This window comes from Enterococcus sp. 12F9_DIV0723 (genome assembly GCF_002174375.1).
In the GTDB taxonomy this organism is placed as follows: Bacteria; Bacillota; Bacilli; order Lactobacillales; family Enterococcaceae; genus Enterococcus_A; species Enterococcus_A gilvus.
The window spans coordinates 341,544-359,328 of the sequence record NZ_NIBK01000001.1; the positions used below are offsets into that span (position 1 = coordinate 341,544).

General features: G+C 41.1%; 12 protein-coding genes. 7 read left to right on the forward strand and 5 right to left on the reverse strand.

The features are described 5' to 3' along the window. Positions 1 to 568 precede the first annotated feature (568 nt). On the forward strand, positions 569 to 3,211 hold the full coding sequence (locus A5868_RS01825; RefSeq protein ID WP_086305786.1) for a cation-translocating P-type ATPase: 2,643 nt from the start codon (positions 569 to 571) through the stop codon (positions 3,209 to 3,211). A gap of 55 nt (positions 3,212 to 3,266) precedes the next feature. Here A5868_RS01825 and adhE (A5868_RS01830) read toward each other — a convergent pair whose 3' ends face one another. Continuing rightward, positions 3,267 to 5,867, reverse strand: coding sequence for a bifunctional acetaldehyde-CoA/alcohol dehydrogenase (gene adhE / locus A5868_RS01830; RefSeq protein WP_086305785.1), 2,601 nt, complete (start codon positions 5,865 to 5,867; stop codon positions 3,267 to 3,269). A gap of 409 nt (positions 5,868 to 6,276) precedes the next feature. On the opposite strand from adhE (A5868_RS01830), the gene tgt reads away from it, so the two are divergent. From tgt to A5868_RS01850, 4 genes are all read left to right on the forward strand, one after another. After that, the gene (gene tgt / locus A5868_RS01835; protein ID WP_086305784.1) at positions 6,277 to 7,422 is read left to right on the forward strand and encodes a tRNA guanosine(34) transglycosylase Tgt; all 1,146 of its coding nucleotides are present in this window, start codon (positions 6,277 to 6,279) and stop codon (positions 7,420 to 7,422) included. An 85-nt stretch (positions 7,423 to 7,507) separates the two neighbouring features. Beyond that, positions 7,508 to 7,876 carry a preprotein translocase subunit YajC gene (gene yajC, locus A5868_RS01840; RefSeq protein ID WP_254908379.1) on the forward strand — a complete coding sequence of 123 codons (369 nt, stop codon included), beginning with the start codon at positions 7,508 to 7,510 and terminating at the stop codon, positions 7,874 to 7,876. A gap of 321 nt (positions 7,877 to 8,197) precedes the next feature. Beyond that, on the forward strand, positions 8,198 to 10,798 hold the full coding sequence (gene adhE / locus A5868_RS01845; protein WP_010781976.1) for a bifunctional acetaldehyde-CoA/alcohol dehydrogenase: 2,601 nt from the start codon (positions 8,198 to 8,200) through the stop codon (positions 10,796 to 10,798). Positions 10,799 to 11,007: 209 nt separating this feature from the next. Further along, on the forward strand, positions 11,008 to 11,481 hold the full coding sequence (locus A5868_RS01850; protein WP_010781975.1) for a hypothetical protein: 474 nt from the start codon (positions 11,008 to 11,010) through the stop codon (positions 11,479 to 11,481). An 86-nt stretch (positions 11,482 to 11,567) separates the two neighbouring features. On the opposite strand, the gene fni is transcribed toward A5868_RS01850, so the two are convergent. Genes fni through mvk form a run of 4 tightly spaced genes read right to left on the reverse strand, consistent with a single transcriptional unit; the run spans position 11,568 to position 15,613 of the window. Beyond that, positions 11,568 to 12,611, reverse strand: coding sequence for a type 2 isopentenyl-diphosphate Delta-isomerase (gene fni / locus A5868_RS01855; protein WP_086305783.1), 1,044 nt, complete (start codon positions 12,609 to 12,611; stop codon positions 11,568 to 11,570). Further along, entirely contained in the window at positions 12,601 to 13,689 is a 1,089-nt protein-coding gene (locus A5868_RS01860; protein WP_086305782.1) for a phosphomevalonate kinase, read from the reverse strand. The genes fni and A5868_RS01860 overlap by 11 nt, the downstream gene beginning before the upstream one ends. Continuing rightward, positions 13,690 to 14,679 (reverse strand): diphosphomevalonate decarboxylase, encoded by a 990-nt coding sequence (gene mvaD / locus A5868_RS01865; RefSeq protein WP_086305781.1) that lies wholly within the window; start codon positions 14,677 to 14,679, stop codon positions 13,690 to 13,692. Further along, positions 14,672 to 15,613: a mevalonate kinase gene (gene mvk, locus A5868_RS01870; protein WP_086305780.1), complete on the reverse strand. Its 942-nt coding sequence runs from the start codon at positions 15,611 to 15,613 to the stop codon at positions 14,672 to 14,674. Before mvk ends, mvaD begins: the two co-directional genes overlap by 8 nt. Positions 15,614 to 15,991: 378 nt before the next feature. Between mvk and A5868_RS01875 the strand changes: the two genes are divergently transcribed. Further along, entirely contained in the window at positions 15,992 to 16,648 is a 657-nt protein-coding gene (locus A5868_RS01875) for a deoxynucleoside kinase (RefSeq protein ID WP_279625398.1), read from the forward strand. 194 nt (positions 16,649 to 16,842) lie between these two features. Further along, positions 16,843 to 17,748, forward strand: a complete 906-nt coding sequence (locus tag A5868_RS01880) for a magnesium transporter CorA family protein (protein WP_010781969.1) — start codon at positions 16,843 to 16,845, stop codon at positions 17,746 to 17,748. The last annotated feature ends 37 nt before the right edge of the window (positions 17,749 to 17,785 follow it).

A 17,785-nucleotide genomic window follows, 5' to 3' on the forward strand; every position in this document is an offset into this window, starting at 1 on the left:
CTGGTTTTTTTGCGTAAAAAAAAGCCAGGCTCTCGACTGCCTGGCTCTTAGAATATCGGAAGGATTAGTTCATTCGAATTTTATATTACTTTTAATGATACATGCAAAGTATTACATGAATTTCTTGACTATAAACATAAATATTTGTTTTTACTACGTTTTCACTTTTATTCAGTTTTAAAGAAACTTTTTTTCTTACGTATCTTTTTTACTTGTGTGTTTGATGTACTACTCAACCTGTGATACGCATTCACTATTTATAAAGAAATACTTCACACGCATACTATTGACAACTTTTTCGGTGAATCTTGTATTACTAACAATTTTATTGTTTACTTTTTTCTACTTTCTTATCGAGAAATCCTTCGAATGATCTAAGTTCCTCCTTCCTTGTATCTATAATATAGCACACCCTATTTAAATTTGGAAGCGATTTCACTTAGTTATTTTGAATAATTTATTTTGTTACTTTTTGAGTAAATTTCAAGGTGTATACTTTGAATTCACTGACTTTTCTATGTTATAGTAATTATATAGGCGGTATTTTTATAACATAAGGAGGAATAGGATGGATCCATACAAAGAAAAAATAGAAACTGTAACTAATGAATATGATGCCAATTTAGAGAATGGCTTAAGTAGCTCAGAAGTTGAAGAAAAATTAAAAAATAACGGTAAAAATAAGTTTGAAGAAGCCCCGAAAGAATCTTTGGCAAAAAAATTCTTTCTTAGTTTGACTGATTTTACGACGATTATTTTATTAGTGGCGGCAGTAATTTCGCTCTATACAGCGATTGCTACTGACCATGGCGATTATTTTGAGAGTTTTTTGATTATTGCTATCGTAGTAATTAATTCTGTATTAGCCATTGTACAAGAAGGAAATGCGGAAAAGGCATTATCTGCTTTGCAAGACATGAACAAGCAAACCGCAAGTGTCATGCGAGATGGAAAGCAAGAGCAAGTGGATGCGGAAGAATTAGTTCCGGGAGATACTTTATTGCTTGAATCTGGTTCATTGATTACCGCTGACGCTCGTATTGTTGAAGCCTCTCAGTTGCGCGTGGAAGAATCCGCTTTAACAGGTGAAAGTGAACCTGTGATGAAAGATCCTGAATACATAGGTGAGGATGGAGCAGCCCTTGGCGATCGAGTAAATATGTTGTACAAAGGCTCAACCGTAGTGAACGGACGCGGAAAAGCGGTTGTTACTGCGACAGGCATGCAAACCGAGATGGGGAAAATTGCAGGTCTTTTGAATAGTGATGAGACGCAAAAAACACCTCTGCAAAAACGATTAAATCACTTAGGGAAGCGTATTAGTTTAATCGCTTTAGCAGCTGCGGCTTTTGTGTTTTTTATTGGTGAAATGCAAGGCGAACCTATGCTAGACATGTTCATTACAGCTATCTCATTAGCCGTCGCCGCGGTTCCAGAGACGCTGACAGTTATCGTTACATTAACCTTGGCATATGGGGTACAAAAAATGGCGAAGAAAAATGCCATTATCCGCAAATTGCCTGCTGTTGAAACATTAGGTTCTGCGAATGTGATTTGTTCAGATAAGACAGGAACGCTGACGCAAAATAAAATGCGTGTCCGCCGAGTCTGGACGCATGGCGATTCGGTGGTAGATACTGAAGAAGGCATGACCGATGAGGCGATGGAAGTTCTTAGTATCGCAGCTTTATGTACCGATGTCCTCGTAGAAAATGACGACAACGAACTTGAAATCAAAGGGAATCCTACGGAAGCGGCGATTGTTCGCGCTGTAGAAGAAAATTACCATACAAAAGCTGAACTTGAAGAAAAATATCCGCGAATCGGTGAAATTCCTTTTGACTCTGATCGGAAAATGATGACGACTGTACATAAGCGCGGGAAAAAGTTTATCTCTATTACAAAAGGGGCTTTTGACGTTCTTTTGCCGAAATTCCATTATGGAGATGTTGACCAAGCGGCAATTGTCAATGACCGTTTCGGGAAAAAGGCGTTGCGCGTGATTGCGGTAGGTTTTGCGATTCACGATGAAGAACCAAAAGAGATCACTTCCGAGGCGTTGGAAAAAGATTTGCGTTTGATGGGACTGATCGGTATGATCGATCCACCGCGCCCAGAATCAAAAGATGCCATTGCCCGTGCTAAAAAGGCGGGAATCAAAACAGTTATGATCACCGGAGATCACGTGGTGACGGCTGGAGCGATTGCCAAAGAATTAGGGATCATGAAGTCTCGGAAAGAAGCTCTTTCCGGCGCAGAATTACAAAAATTAACCGATGATGAACTGGATGAACGCGTGAAGGATTTATCTGTTTACGCACGAGTAACGCCAGAGGATAAAATTCGTATTGTTAAATCATGGCAGCGTACTGGAGCCGTTGTCGCAATGACCGGTGATGGGGTGAATGATGCCCCTGCGCTGAAGGCTAGTGATGTTGGCTGTGCCATGGGAATTACCGGGACAGACGTAGCGAAAAGTGCAGCTGATATGATCTTAACCGATGATAATTTTGCAACGATCGTTGATGCTGTAGCGCGAGGACGCTCAGTTTACCAAGGGATTCGTAAAGCAATCAATTTCCTATTGAGCTGTAATATCTCCGAGATATTTATCGTAGTTATCGCAATGCTGCTAGGATGGGGAGCGCCATTTACAGCAGTTCAATTATTGTTTGTTAACGTAGTAGCTGATGGATTGCCTGGTTTTGCTTTAGGAAGAGAACCGGCAGAAGCTGGGATTATGGATGAGAAGCCGATTCCGCGTGATGAAGGGATTTTTGCACGGGGATTGTGGCAAAAGATTGGTTTAAATGCTGCTATTTTTACCGTAGTGACTCTTATTGGTTTTTATGTAGGCGCCTTTGTTGAGCACGTAAGCTACTTTACACCGCCTAGTTTAGAAGTAGGTCAAACGGTTGCCTTTCTAGTATTGGCTTATTCATCGATTTTGCACGTATTCAACGTACGCAGCAGTAAGTCGATTTTCAAAATAGATTTGGCGACTAATAAATCGTTAGCACAAATGGCTTGGTTAGCATTAGCGATCACAACAGCCATTGCCTTGATTCCACAAACACAAGAATTGTTCTATCTGGTTCCGATCAGTATGACACACTGGATGATTGCGATCCTGCTTTCAATTGTTCCGATTATTGTGACGGAACTGATTAAGTTCCATAGAGCACCAGAAGTTGATCCAGAGAATATTTAATAGCTAGCAAAGCCCCCTTCGATGACCGTCATCGAAGGGGGCTTTTGTGTGTCTGCTAGACTTTGTAATCGTAACAAGTCACGATGATGTCTTTTAGCTCACTGATTAATGGTTCTTTCGGATTGGCAGTCGTGCACTGGTCTTCGTAGGCAAGTTCGGCCAAATGGTCTACAGTAGTGTCTAATTTTTCTTGTGTGACACCTTGCGCTTTCAGACTCATGTCGATGCCCACCGATACGCCTAGATCATATACAGCAGTGGCTAATGCTTCGACTAATTCCGCAGTCGTCTTTCCTTTTAAGCCTAAAAATCTTGCAATGTCTGCGTAATCTGAATCTGCCCGGAAATAATCATATTTAGGGAACATCGCATGCTTTTGCGGATCTTTGGCATTGTAGCGGATGATATGCGGCAAAAGAATCGCATTGGTACGGCCATGAGGGATACCATATTCTCCACCGATCTTATGAGCAATGGAATGGCAAATTCCCAAGAATGCATTGGCGAATGCCATTCCAGCCATCGCAGACGCGTTATGCATCTTCTCGCGAGATTCTTCGTCGCCATTTTTTACTGATTTTTCCAGATAATTAAAGACGATTTGGATTGCCTGCAGACTTAAACCACGTGTGTAATCTGAGGCCATCACGGATACATAGGATTCGATTGCGTGTGTCAGTACGTCCATCCCAGTGTCCGCGGCGATTGAAGATGGAAGAGTTAGTACAAATTGTGGATCAATGATCGCTACATTTGGTGTCAGCGCATAGTCTGCTAATGGATATTTTACGTGTGTTTCGCTATCTGTGATAACCGCGAAGGGTGTTACTTCGGCCCCAGTCCCTGAGGTCGTTGGAATGCATACTAATTGTGTTTTTTCAGGTGGTGCGATGCCGTATGTCCGTTTACGAATATCCAAGAATTTTTGTTTCGCTCCGAAGAAGGAGGTGTCCGGGTGTTCAAAGAACATCCACATTCCTTTTGCCGCATCCATCGCAGAGCCGCCGCCTAATGCAATGATTGTATCAGGTTGGAAGTTCACGATCATCTCCAAGCCTCTATAAACGGTGTTGGTCGATGGGTTAGGTTCGACATCTGAAAAGACTTCGATCTTCACATCATTTGAACGTCTGCCTAACGCATCACGTACAATGTCCGCATAGCCAAATTGGACCATTCCAGGGTCGCAAACGAGCATGACGCGTTCCACATTTTCCATTTGAGTCAAATACAGTAAAGAGTTCTTTTCAAAGTAGATTTTAGGTGGAAGTTTAAACCATTGCATGTTCTTTCTCCGTTTCGCTACAGTTTTGATATTGATCAAATCAAGGGCAGATACGTTATGAGAAACTGAATTTTTCCCGTAAGATCCACACCCTAAAGTCAATGATGGAATCAATTCATTGTAGATGTCGCCGATCCCGCCTTCTGAGGATGGCGAATTCACCAAGATACGGCAAGCTTTCATTCGCAAACTGAAATCCAATTCAATATCAGGATCTTCTGTATGGATCACTGCGGTATGGCCTAAACCACCTAGATCCAACATTGCTTCAGATAGGTCAAGGCCATGAGAGCGACTCTCTGATTTAATCATGGCTAAAACAGGAGAAAGCTTTTCGCGGGATAGTGGATAATCCGGTCCAACTCCGTCAATTTCAGCAATCAGCATTTTTGTGCCTTCTGGGACACCAATCCCAGCCAATTCAGCGATCGTCATTGCAGAGAGGCCCACAATTTTTGGATTAACGGCATATTTTCCTTCATTCATTACGACGGCTTCTAATTGGCGCAATTCATTTTTCTTAACAAAATACACTTGATGCGCTTGAAATTCCTTCTTCACTTCGTCATAGATTTCTTTGTCAACGATCACCGCTTGTTCAGAAGCACAAATCATTCCACTGTCAAAGGTTTTGGAAACAAGCAGATCATTCACTGCGCGTTTGATATTGGCAGTCCGTTCGATATAAGCAGGTACATTCCCTGGACCTACTCCTAGAGCCGGTTTGCCAGTCGAGTAGGCAGATTTTACCATGGCACCGCCGCCTGTGGCTAATACAATCGCGATATCAGGATGGTTCATCAATCCTTGTGTCGCATCCAGAGATGGCTTTTCGATCCACTGTACACAGTTTTCAGGTGCACCCGCAGCAACGGCTGCATCACGAACGATTCGTGCCGCTTCGGCTGAGCATTTTTGAGCACTTGGGTGGAAAGCAAAGACAATAGGATTCCGTGTTTTGATAGCAATCAAGGACTTGAAGATCGTTGTAGAGGTCGGATTCGTCGTCGGCGTCACACCACAAACAACCCCTACAGGTTCAGCTATTTGAACAAGATGCTTTTGTTTGTCCTCATAGATTACCCCAGCGGTTTTGTTGTTTTTGATATTGTTCCAAATGTATTCAGAAGCGTACATATTTTTGATTGCCTTGTCTTCAACAACACCGCGACCCGTTTCCTCGACCGCCATTTTTGCTAACAGCATGTGTTTGTCTAATGCAGCCATCGCCATTTCGTGAACGATTCGGTCCACTTTTTCTTGATCAAAGCTAGATAAAACCTTTAATGCCTCGTTGCCTTTCTGTGCTAGATCGTTGATCATTGCCTCAACATTGATTGGTTCCTGTTTCTTCTCTGCCGCTTTAACCATTTCTTACCTCCTAATATTTTTTAACACCTCCATCTTAATCGGTCTAGTTAGCAATGTAAACGCTATCTTTTAATAAATATTTATTTCACAATTCATTTAATGTGAGAGTTTTCATGTGCGTTGTCTCATAAATATAGTATTCAATATGTATTGGTATAGATTTTATCTTTTACAATAAGCTTTTTTATCAATGAGTATGCAACCATTTTTTTGTAAAAGGTATAAGGATGAATTTATTTTTATTTGAAAAATATAAAAAAGACGTTTTTTGTGTTTTTTTGAACAATCCTTCTTCCTTATCTTATAAATAGTTTTAAGCTGTTCGTAGAAAGTTGCAAAAGCGCTCTAAAACCAGTATTATGATACAAGTTGCACACTTATACATATATAGAAGAAAGTAGGAAATTGAATGACTGAACCTGCGATTTCTTATCGTTTAATAAAGAAAGAAAAACATACAGGGGCGCGTTTAGGGGAGATCATCACCCCTCATGGAACGTTCCCGACACCAATGTTTATGCCCGTAGGAACTTTGGCTACCGTAAAAACAATGTCTCCTGAAGATTTGAAGGAGATGGGGGCAGGCATTATTTTGAGTAACACGTATCATCTGTGGCTGCGTCCCGGAGAAGATTTAGTTGCAGAAGCCGGTGGATTGCACAAGTTCATGAATTGGGATCAACCGATCTTAACGGATTCTGGTGGTTTCCAAGTCTTCTCATTAGCAGATATGCGAAATATCGTAGAAGAAGGGGTCCATTTTAAGAACCATCTGAATGGCTCAAAGATGTTCTTGTCACCAGAAAAAGCAATCGATATCCAAAATAAACTAGGCTCTGACATCATGATGAGCTTTGATGAATGCCCGCCATTTGATGAAAGTTATGATTACGTGAAGAAATCTGTGGAACGGACTTCACGCTGGGCGGAGCGCGGCTTAAAAGCGCACGCAAATCCAGCGACACAAGGATTATTTGGAATCATTCAAGGTGCCGGCTTTGAAGACCTGCGCCGCCAAAGTGCGAAAGATCTTGTAAGTATGGATTTTCCAGGGTACTCGATTGGCGGACTTTCAGTGGGTGAACCAAAAGAAGAAATGAACCGTGTCTTAGAATTTACGACACCGTTGATCCCAGAGAACAAGCCTCGCTACTTAATGGGTGTTGGTGCAGCAGATTCATTGATCGACGGTGTAATCCGCGGGGTGGATATGTTTGACTGCGTATTGCCGACACGTATCGCTCGTAACGGAACATGCATGACTTCTGGCGGACGTTTAGTTGTTAAGAATGCGAAGTATGCCCATGATTTCCGTCCGTTGGATGAAAAATGTGATTGCTATACGTGCCGGAATTATACTCGGGCATATATTCGCCACTTGATCCATTGTGATGAAACCTTTGGGATTCGATTGACCTCTTACCACAACCTATACTTCTTGATTAATTTAATGAAACAAGTTCGTCAAGCAATCATGGATGACAACCTATTAGAATTCCGCCAAGCCTTTTTTGAAGAGTACGGATTTAATAAGCAAAACGCAAAAAGTTTCTAAAGTATGATTAAAAATGCTAGTGTAAGCTTACAAATTTTGTTACAGTTAAAAGTGGATTTACTATGAATGCGAGGGGAAATATAAAATGGGAAACTTTTCAATGATTATTTTGCTAGTGTTGATGCTTGGGATGTTCTTTATGATGAACCGCTCTCAAAAGAAACAACAGCAAGAACGTCAAGGTTTATTAGATGCAATGAAGGTTGGAGATAGTGTTGTAACTATCGGCGGTCTGCATGGCGTGATCTCAGAGATCAACAGTGACGACAAAACAGTTACATTAGACTGTGAAGGTATCTATTTAGTATTCGACCGTTCTTCAATCAGAACCGTACAATCTGGTGCTCGTCCAGTGGCTGCTCCTGTTGAAACAAACGTCGTTGAACCAGAGACAACAGAACCAACTGAACCATTAGTAGAAGAAAAACCTGAAGACAAAACAGAAGAAAAGTAAGACGAAGCTCTTACGTAAAGAATTTTAAAAAAGGTGCGTATGTAAATACGTGCCTTTTTTGCGTCTAAAGAATTAGAAAGAAGGAGAAATCAATTCATTAGAAAAAAACCAACCCAATTTTGTGAAAAAAGTTCTAAGAGCGGCGTGTTGCTATAGGTTTAAAATACTTTAAAGGCAAATGTTAAGAATGCCTGTATATTATGGATTTTGTGAATAATAAAAACGGGTGTGAAAAAAATCACAAAAAGTATTTACAAACTCTTGTGTGTGTTGTATGATGTGTATGTGAAAAGTAACACAAAAATTTTTAGGAGGATACACATGGCTAAAGCGATTGAAAAAGAAAAAGACGCAGTCAGCGTTGAGCAAGTGATTGACGAATTAGCAACAAAAGCAAATGTTGCACTGAAGGAAATGGAAGATTTTGATCAAGAAAAAATAGACCATATCGTTCACGAAATGGCGATGGCTGCCCTAGACAAACACATGCTGTTAGCAAAAATGGCGGTTGAGGAAACCGGCCGTGGTGTTGTTGAAGATAAAGCCATCAAAAACATGTATGCATCAGAATATATCTGGAACAGCATCAAACATGACAAAACAGTGGGTGTCATCGGTGAAGATAAGCAAAAAGGGTTGATCGAAGTTGCTGGACCTGTTGGTGTTGTTTGTGGTGTAACACCTACAACAAATCCAACTTCTACAACCATCTTCAAATCAATGATTGCTTTAAAAACAGGAAATCCAATCGTCTTTGCGTTTCACCCAAGTGCTCAAAAATGTTCAGCTGAAGCTGCGCGTATCGTTCGTGATGCGGCTATCGCGGCCGGCGCTCCTGAAAACTGTATCCAATGGATCGAAAAGCCATCGATCGACGCAACATCAATGTTAATGAACCACCCAGGTGTGGCCATCGTTCTTGCGACTGGCGGACCAGGCATGGTTAAATCAGCTTACTCAACTGGAAAACCAGCTTTAGGTGTAGGTGCGGGTAACGTCCCTTCATACATCGAAAAAACGGCGAAAATCAAACGTGCAGTAAACGATTTGATCGTTTCAAAATCTTTTGATAACGGGATGATCTGTGCTTCTGAACAAGCAGTCATTGTTGACAAAGAAGTCTACGAAGAAGTAAAAGCGGAATTCCAAGCGCATCAAGTATACGTAGTGAAGAAAGCTGAATTGAAGAGATTAGAAGACGCTGTAATGAACGAAGGCAAATACGCAGTAAACCCTGCGATCGTTGGTCATTCAGCTGAAGATATCGCGCAACGCGCAGGCATCAAAGTTCCTGCAGGCACAAAGATTCTGATTGCAGAATTAGACGGTGTGGGTGCAGATTATCCATTGTCTCGTGAAAAACTTTCTCCAGTTTTAGCTATGATTAAAGCAAACGACCATGTACATGGCTTCGACCTTTGCCAAGGCATGTTGGAATTAGGCGGATTAGGACATACAGCAGTGATCCATACCGAAGACGAAGACTTACAAGTAAAATTCGGCTTACGTATGAAAGCTTGCCGTATCTTAGTGAACTCACCATCTGCTGAAGGCGGTATCGGTGATATCTACAATGAAATGATCCCATCATTGACTCTTGGTTGTGGTTCATACGGTAAAAACTCTGTATCTAAGAACGTATCTGCTATTAACTTAATCAATGTTAAAACTATAGCGAAACGGAGAAATAATATGCAATGGTTTAAACTTCCACCAAAAATCTTTTTCGAAAAGAACTCTCTATTGTATCTAACAAAAATGGAGAACGTTGAACGCGTCATGTTAGTTTGTGACCCAGGAATGGTTCAATTCGGCTATGCAGACATCGTTCGTGAAGTATTAGGCCGTCGTGAAAACGATGTGAAGGTTGAAGTATTCTCAGATGTTGAACCAAACCCTTCAACGAATACTGTTTATAAAGGACTGGAAATGTTTAACGACTTCCAACCTGATACAGTTATTGCTCTTGGTGGTGGTTCTGCAATGGATGCGGCAAAAGGAATGTGGATGTTCTTTGAACACCCAGACACGTCATTCTTCGGCGCGAAACAAAAATTCTTGGATATTCGCAAACGTACTTACGGAATTGCGAAGCCTGAAAAAGCAAAATTGGTATGTATCCCAACCACTTCTGGTACAGGAGCGGAAGTAACACCATTCGCAGTTATCACAGACAGCGAAACACACGTGAAGTATCCATTGGCTGACTATGCGTTGACACCGGATGTTGCGATTGTTGACCCTCAATTTGTTATGACAGTGCCTGCTTCAGTAACAGCAGACACTGGTATGGATGTGTTAACACATGCGATCGAGTCTTATGTATCTGTAATGGCTTCTGATTATACTCGTGGATTGAGCTTACAAGCAATCAAGCTTGTTTTCGAAAACCTTGAAAAATCAGTTAAAACAGCTGACCCAGAAGCGCGTGAAAAAATGCATAACGCATCAGCGATGGCGGGTATGGCATTTGCCAATGCATTCCTAGGAATTTGTCACTCAGTGGCACATAAAATCGGTGGAGAATACGGTATTCCTCACGGACGTACGAACGCAATTCTATTGCCGCATATCATCCGTTACAATGCCAAGGACCCTCAAAAACATGCGATGTTCCCTAAATACGACTACTTCCGTGCGGATACTGACTATGCAGATATTGCGAAGTTCTTAGGACTTAAAGGCAATACAACAGCAGAATTAGTAGAAGCGTTGATCGAAGCAGTTTACAACTTAGGTGTAACTACAGGCATCGACATGAACTTGAAGGCACAAGGCGTGACTCAAGAGACGTTGAATACAACGGTTGATCGTATGGCTGAATTGGCTTACGAAGACCAATGTACAACAGCGAATCCGAAAGAACCGTTGATCAGCGAACTAAAAGAAATTATCGTAACAGCGTACGATTACAAAGCGTAAATTAGAAATTCAGGAAGGTCCTCATGAGATGAGGGCCTTTTTTTAGTGCATGATAGGCAGAGTAATTTTCCTATTTTTTAGAAAAAAATAAATTTGATTGTTTTTATTTAAAACATTCATTTTTTTTAGATAAAATGAATCTCTTTGATTGTTATAGCCTGTGAAAAACGATAGACTAGAAATCAGGATAAGAAGAAAGGTTCGAGGTCATGGAGAAACTGAAACGAGAGATAAATGAGTTAGCTGAATCGAATGCGCGATTAGGTGCATTGATTGATTATTTAGCAAATGAAAAGAAATTAATGGCAAGTAAAGCAAACCACATTTTTATGTTGGATATGCAAGACTATGTGGCGGCATTAGGGCGACTCGCTCCCTCAGATTCGAAAGTATCGGTGACATTGCCAGAAATCAAACAAATCAATCATTTGCTTACTAAACAGTATGAATTAATGAAGCTTATTCGAAGAGACTATGCACGACTTGAAGTTTCAGGGAATCTACCAGAAGATCTGACTTTCGACGAACGGAAGAAGAAACATTTTAGACGGTTGCAAATTATTAATCAATTGCTATTGCAAGACAATATCTTTTTCCAATCTATGCTGGATGACAAAAAAATCAGCGGCAACATTCGAATTGGTGAGAAAAAGAGTTGGCTTCAACGCCTATTTAAACGATAGATACGGCCGGTCCGATATGCAAGACGGATCAGTCAAAACAAAAAGGAGGAGATCGCTTGATCTCCTCCTTTTTGTGCGTCCGCATATTACTTACGTAAAGCGAATGCTGTATAATCAATTTCCCTTGCCTGGCACCATTCTTTTGGCGCGCCGCTCAAGATAATAGGGTTACGCGTCAATTCTGCTGTCGTGGCTTTGCCTGTCATAAGATACAAGCGATGAAGCTGAACTTTCCAATCCTCGATCATTTCGATCGTATCATCGATACCATTGCTGATTAGATGATTCAAGATTGTCGCAGAAAGACCAACGGCTTTTGCGCCTAAACACAACGCTTTAAATATGTCATAGGCATCGCGAATGCCGCCAGAAGCAAGGATCGTCATATCGCTAATGGCTTGTGCTTCCAAGAGAGAGATAACTGTTGATTGGCCCCAATCGTCTAGATAAGACAATTCTCTCTTTTTTCGACGAGCATTTTCAATTTGTGAAAAGCTTGTCCCTCCGCGACCTGAAACATCCACGGCGTGAACACTGAGTGCTTGTAACTGTCGGATCGTCTCTTTGCTCATACCGAATCCAACTTCTTTAACGACTACAGGGACAGACAATTTCTGAACGGTATCATGTATGTTCTGAGACCACTCATGGAAATCTCGGTCTCCTTCAGGCATCACGAGCTCTTGCGGTACATTCAAATGAATCTGCATACCATCTGCTTGCAGCAGATCCATGATTTTTTGTGCATCCTCACTTGTTCGGCCGGCACCCATGTTGCCCAAAATAAGCCCGTTCGGATTGACTTCGCGAACGACAGTGTAAGAGTCTACGACAGTTGGATCTTTCAATGCGGCACTAACAGAGCCTGTTGCCATCATCAAGTTTGTTTCACGTGCGATAATTGCTAAATCATGGTTGATTTTTTTTGTTTTCTCACTACCGCCCGTCATCGCATTGATATAAAACGGTGCAGTAAGCTTAAGCCCAAGAATTTCTGTACTTAAATCGATTTCTTCCGGTCGTACAGAGACTAAAGAAGAATGTACCAAGCGAACAGCATCAAAGTCATTTTCTTTTGGCTTTTGGTGAAATGCACGAGCTAAGGAAACATGTTCATCTTTACGATTCATGGCGATCCTCCGTGAAGTGATAGACGTGTAAAGGCAGGGGCGTAATACCGGCTTTTTCCCAAGAACTCATCAGAGGAAGAATGCCAGCACGCTTATCAACAATAACGATACCGCAGTCACCGCCGCCAGCACCCGAAGATTTCGCTGCACCGCCGTACTTTTCAGCGAGATCATTCAATCGTTTCAATTCTTCTGTTTCAATAGATACATTGCTCAAGCTGGTCAATTGATTCAATAGTTGGCGATTTTTCCGAATCATTTTTTGAATCAGAGTAATGTCATTTTGCTTGAACCCTTGGATCATTTGATCCACACAGTCTGTACTGTCGCGTAAAAAATTCTCATAAGAGGTTTTCTTTTCGTCGCGAGATTGATGGACCTGGTCCACTAAATCAGATGTGGATGCGGGACTTCCAGTCCAGCCAATCAATAAGCGTAAATCCTCTGGGACTTTTAAAGGTTCTATTTTTAAATTTGGCCAGTCACTTTCGATCAATGTCGTCATTTTTTCGGATTCCAGTTTATTTAACACCCATTCATGATCAAAAGTGGAAAAAGCCAACCAGCCGCCATAACAACTTGCGGCAATATCGCCACAAGAACCGTTGCCTTGGACATTTAAGTGAGCCAATGTAGCTAGCTTGAATAGCTCAAGTTGTGAAAGCTGTAAATCGTAAAAAGCATTCAACGCTTTAACAGTAGCTACAGTGACTGCACCACTTGAACCCAACCCATATTTTCGACCATTGGAATTATCCAATTCGCTAGTCACCTTTAAATCGAAGAAGGCGAGTTTTTTCCCTTTTTCTTGAGCGAATTTTTCAGTAAAATGGATCGCCGCTAAAATGTAATGAAATGGATTGTCTCGGATGTCCAGAACCAATTCGTTTTTGCGTCGTGTCCATCGTACAGGAAGGTCGCTATATTGCGCAGATTGAATACTTCCGCTTTTTTTTGCCGGACCGATAGAAACGGAAATAAATTGATCGATCGCTACGATAATCGCGGGATGTCCGGGTTCTACGACAGCGTACTCACCGGCAATATATAATTTTCCTGGTGCGGATACTTCGATCATTTAGGCATCCTCCTTCGATAAGATTTCGATTGCGGGTCCTGCGTGAGCGACCACTAATTGCTTGGCATCAAGATGAGCACTCAAAGCGGATAGTAGGGCCGCTTCATTTTTTCGTTCTACTAATAGTTTAACATTTGGACCGGCATCCATTGTGAAATAGCAGGGTAAGCCCCCGTTTCTGATCTGGCGAACAAGGTTCATAGCTTTCATACTTTCCGCCGACCAATAGGTAAATGGCGGGGTTGCTGCCAAAGTTGTTCCGTGCATTTTTAAGGCACTGGACTCAGAAACTTCACCGAGTGCGATAAAATCTTTTTCTTTTATAGCTTTTTTTGCTTTGGCTAAATCTTGTGGTACAGTTTGCAACCAGCCATCATAAAAAGCGGAGGTCTCCACAGTACGCTGCATCCCGTCACGACTAGAAATGTCCTTTTGAGCGTCGTTAACCACGACGAAAATCATGCTTAAGTCGTTCTCAAAATCCGAACTTGGAATTTGTACGGCATAAGAAGTTTCGTCGGAATCTCCTTTTTGCCATTCTGCAAACCCGCCATAAATACTACGGCAAGCAGATCCAGAACCGCGGCGAGCCAAACGAGACAGCTCTTCAGGAGTCAAATTTAGATTCAGGGCATCACTCGCAGCGCCAGCCAAAGCGGCCAAGCCGCTCGCAGAAGAAGCTAATCCTGCCGCAGTTGGGACAAAATTTTTACTTTTGACGACTGCACGTAGGGAGGAATCTGTTTTTGAACGCACGAAATCAAGAAAGCGACTCACTTTTAAGGTCGCTTTCGAATCTTGCCATTGGTTGTCTAAATAAAATTGGTCTTCTTTTAGTTCTTTAGAAAAAGTAACTTCCGTTTCTGTATAAAAAGCGTCCAGTGTTAACGACAAGCTATTATTCATCGGAATAATCAATTCCTGATTTTCTTTGCCCCAATACTTGATCAAGGCGATATTCGTATAAGCCCGAGCTTTACCACTATACATGTGCGTACACACCTAACCCTTCGATCCATGTATTTCGGGCGCCTGCATCCAACAAAATACGTTGCAGCCGACGTCCGCTAGTTTCATTTTCGGCTAAAGCAATCATACAGCCGCCGCGTCCGCCGCCAGTTAATTTAGCACCTAATGCTTGGTTTTCTAAAGCCGTTTGAATCAAATGATCTAAGTGGGAATTGCTAGTTCCCAACAAACGTAATAGACCTTGTGCTTGATTCATACAATCCCCTAGAATCTGTGGTCGATTTTTTAAGATCGCCTGTTGCGCCTGAGCAGTCAGTTTCCCCAATGACCGCATTTGTTTATTCGTTTCGTAAGGACGCATTTCCATCAATTTTGCGATGTCCTTGACTGCTTTGCGTGTTTGACCCTTTACACCAGTATCCGCAACGACTAAAAAAGCATCCATATTTAGTTGAAAAGGCCGAAATCCAATGCCTTTTTGATAAAGAATGGGTTCAGTACCACTGATGGTTGTCGCATCAATACCGCTAGGGTTCCCATGAGCAACCGCTTCTGCCTGATTTACGAAATGCAACACTTGTTCTTGAGTTGCAGCTTCCTCCATCCAATCAAAAACGGCGCGGGTGATCGCAACGGCAACCGCTGCGCTAGACCCCATTCCGCGTTCTGCTGGAATAGAGCTGTCGATTTTTAAATAGAACGGTTCTGGAATCTTGAAATGTTTTACTAAGTACCAGAGTAACACCGTTACATTACGCATTGTATTGGGAGCTTTAGAAAGCGGCCCGTGGAAGAAACTAGATTCAATCCATGATTCCAAGTCATTCGCTTGGATGGTTGCTTGGATGCCTGTCCCGGAAAACGGAAAAGCGATGGCTGGCTCTCCATAGACAACCGAATGTTCTCCCATTAATATGATTTTTCCGCTGGCATAACCCGAGCCAATCGATTTCATAAAAAAACCCCTGTTTCGTTTTAGAGTAAGTAGATATTAGAAAATAATTTATTTCTCTTCAATATTCATTTTAATTGAATCGTTCTTATAGCAAAAACAATTTGTTTTCTTTTTATCTTTTGGAAGAAAATACTGTAAGAATCTTTACTTATCAGTAGGTGTCTGTTTTTTGTCTCTTTCCATTTTACTCAGAGTCAGCGGACAAGTAAACGAAAGCGTTGAAAAGTTTTTGAAAATCAACGCTTTTTTAAACATTCTTTAGAAGAAAAAGTGATCAGATTTTTTTGGTTATTTTGTTTGACGACACAAGATATTGGGGGTATATTAGATAAGTTGAAAAATACGCACTATATTTTGTATGAAATGAGCTGGGGGTTTATGAGCGTGATCGTATTAGCAGGAACTATTGGAGCAGGGAAATCAAGTTTGACGGCGATGTTGTCAGAACATTTAGGCAGTCAAGCTTTTTATGAATCAATTGAAGATAATGAGGTATTGCCGTTGTTTTACGCGGATCCAGAACAATATGCCTTTTTATTGCAGATTTATTTTTTGAATAAGCGTTTTGATAGCATCAAAAAGGCGATGCAAGATGACAATAATGTGTTGGATCGTTCCATTTATGAGGATTCCTTATTGTTCCATCTGAATGCCGATCTTGGTCGAGCAACAGAGACAGAAGTAAAGGTCTATGATGAATTATTGGCTAACATGATGCAAGAACTACCATATGCTGCACATAAGAAGCATCCCGATCTGTTAGTTCACATTCGTGTTTCTTTTGAAACGATGATGGAACGTATCCAAAAGCGTGGACGGGAATATGAACAATTGGAATTTGATCCAACTTTGTATGATTACTATAAAGAATTGAATAGTCGTTATGACCAATGGTATGAAGAATATAACGAAAGCCCTAAAATCCAAATTGATGGCGATCGCTTGAATTTTGTTGACGATGCAGTTGCTCGGGACGAAGTGATTCGTTTGATTGATGAAAAAATTTTAGAGGTTCAAGGAGTTTCCGTAGATTAATAAGTTAAAAAAGCTTTGCCAGATTTTTTTCTGGTAAAGCTTTTTTAGTTTTGATTTAATCAAAACTAAGAGAGAGATTTCATAAATAATAAGGACATACTGAACACTGCGATAAATGAACGACTTGAAATGAATACAATAAGATATTTTTTGTTATACTAAAGTAAGGTTGTTTAGGAGTAAGGAGGTTTCTAATGGATATAAAAAAGACGTTCAATCAGGGGATGTATTCATGGGTCCGCGTAGATAGTACCCAAGCGCATGAAATAAAAAAATTACGAGCTGATTATGCGATTAGTGATGAAATGCTGACGTATGCCTTGGATGATAATGAACGCGCGCGGGTAGAGTATGACCCGTTGGAAAAGGCCTTTTTGTTAATTTTTAATGTGCCGAACCTCTTGAAAAAGGACAATCATTATGAGACTAGTCCCATGGCATTTATTTTAAAGGATCAATACTTTTTTTCTTTTGTGAATGAACGAACTGCGTATGTTGAAAATATCATCGAGAACTTATTGTCGAATGAACCCAATCAAAGCACTGCGAGCTTACTCTTCCACACGCTATTTTTGATTTCTGATTATTATTTTCCATTAGTTGAAGAAGTGGATAGTCAGAGAATTCAGTTGAATAAAAAGCTTCGAGAAAAGACCACCAACAAAAATCTGTTGGCACTTTCTGATTTGGAGATAGGATTGGTTTATCTGGTGACCGCGACTAAGCAGAATGCGGTGCTGCTAGAACAAGTGAAGGCGCAGGCGATTTTTTCTAGCTTCACTGATAAGGAAAAAGAAGAGTTAGATGATGCTTTGATCGAGGCAAGACAAGCGGTAGAAATGACAAGATTGTCTAGTGAGATTTTAGATCAGTTATCTGGCACGTACAATAATCTATTAAACAATAATTTGAATGATACGATGAAAATTTTGACGATTTGGTCATTGTTGTTAACCATCCCGACTATTGTAACAGGGTTCTTTGGGATGAATATGCCGCTTCCTTTTACGCATTCAGAAGCGAGTTGGATCGTTACTGTAGTGATTAGTGTGGCACTCTCAATCTGGTTAATTTTGATTTTATGGCGAAGAATACGTTAAAAGCGAAGCGATCATCGATCGCTTCGCTTTTTTTGTG

Bases quoted from the DNA above. Each gene is read 5' to 3' on its own strand.
- A5868_RS01825 (WP_086305786.1), top strand. From the start codon at position 569: ATGGATCCATACAAAGAAAAAATAGAAACTGTAACTAATGAATATGAT.
- adhE (WP_086305785.1), bottom strand. From the start codon at position 5,867: ATGGTTAAAGCGGCAGAGAAGAAACAGGAACCAATCAATGTTGAGGCA.
- tgt (WP_086305784.1), top strand. From the start codon at position 6,277: ATGACTGAACCTGCGATTTCTTATCGTTTAATAAAGAAAGAAAAACAT.
- yajC (WP_254908379.1), top strand. From the start codon at position 7,508: ATGGGAAACTTTTCAATGATTATTTTGCTAGTGTTGATGCTTGGGATG.
- adhE (WP_010781976.1), top strand. From the start codon at position 8,198: ATGGCTAAAGCGATTGAAAAAGAAAAAGACGCAGTCAGCGTTGAGCAA.
- A5868_RS01850 (WP_010781975.1), top strand. From the start codon at position 11,008: ATGGAGAAACTGAAACGAGAGATAAATGAGTTAGCTGAATCGAATGCG.
- fni (WP_086305783.1), bottom strand. From the start codon at position 12,611: ATGAATCGTAAAGATGAACATGTTTCCTTAGCTCGTGCATTTCACCAA.
- A5868_RS01860 (WP_086305782.1), bottom strand. From the start codon at position 13,689: ATGATCGAAGTATCCGCACCAGGAAAATTATATATTGCCGGTGAGTAC.
- mvaD (WP_086305781.1), bottom strand. From the start codon at position 14,679: ATGTATAGTGGTAAAGCTCGGGCTTATACGAATATCGCCTTGATCAAG.
- mvk (WP_086305780.1), bottom strand. From the start codon at position 15,613: ATGAAATCGATTGGCTCGGGTTATGCCAGCGGAAAAATCATATTAATG.
- A5868_RS01875 (WP_279625398.1), top strand. From the start codon at position 15,992: ATGAGCGTGATCGTATTAGCAGGAACTATTGGAGCAGGGAAATCAAGT.
- A5868_RS01880 (WP_010781969.1), top strand. From the start codon at position 16,843: ATGGATATAAAAAAGACGTTCAATCAGGGGATGTATTCATGGGTCCGC.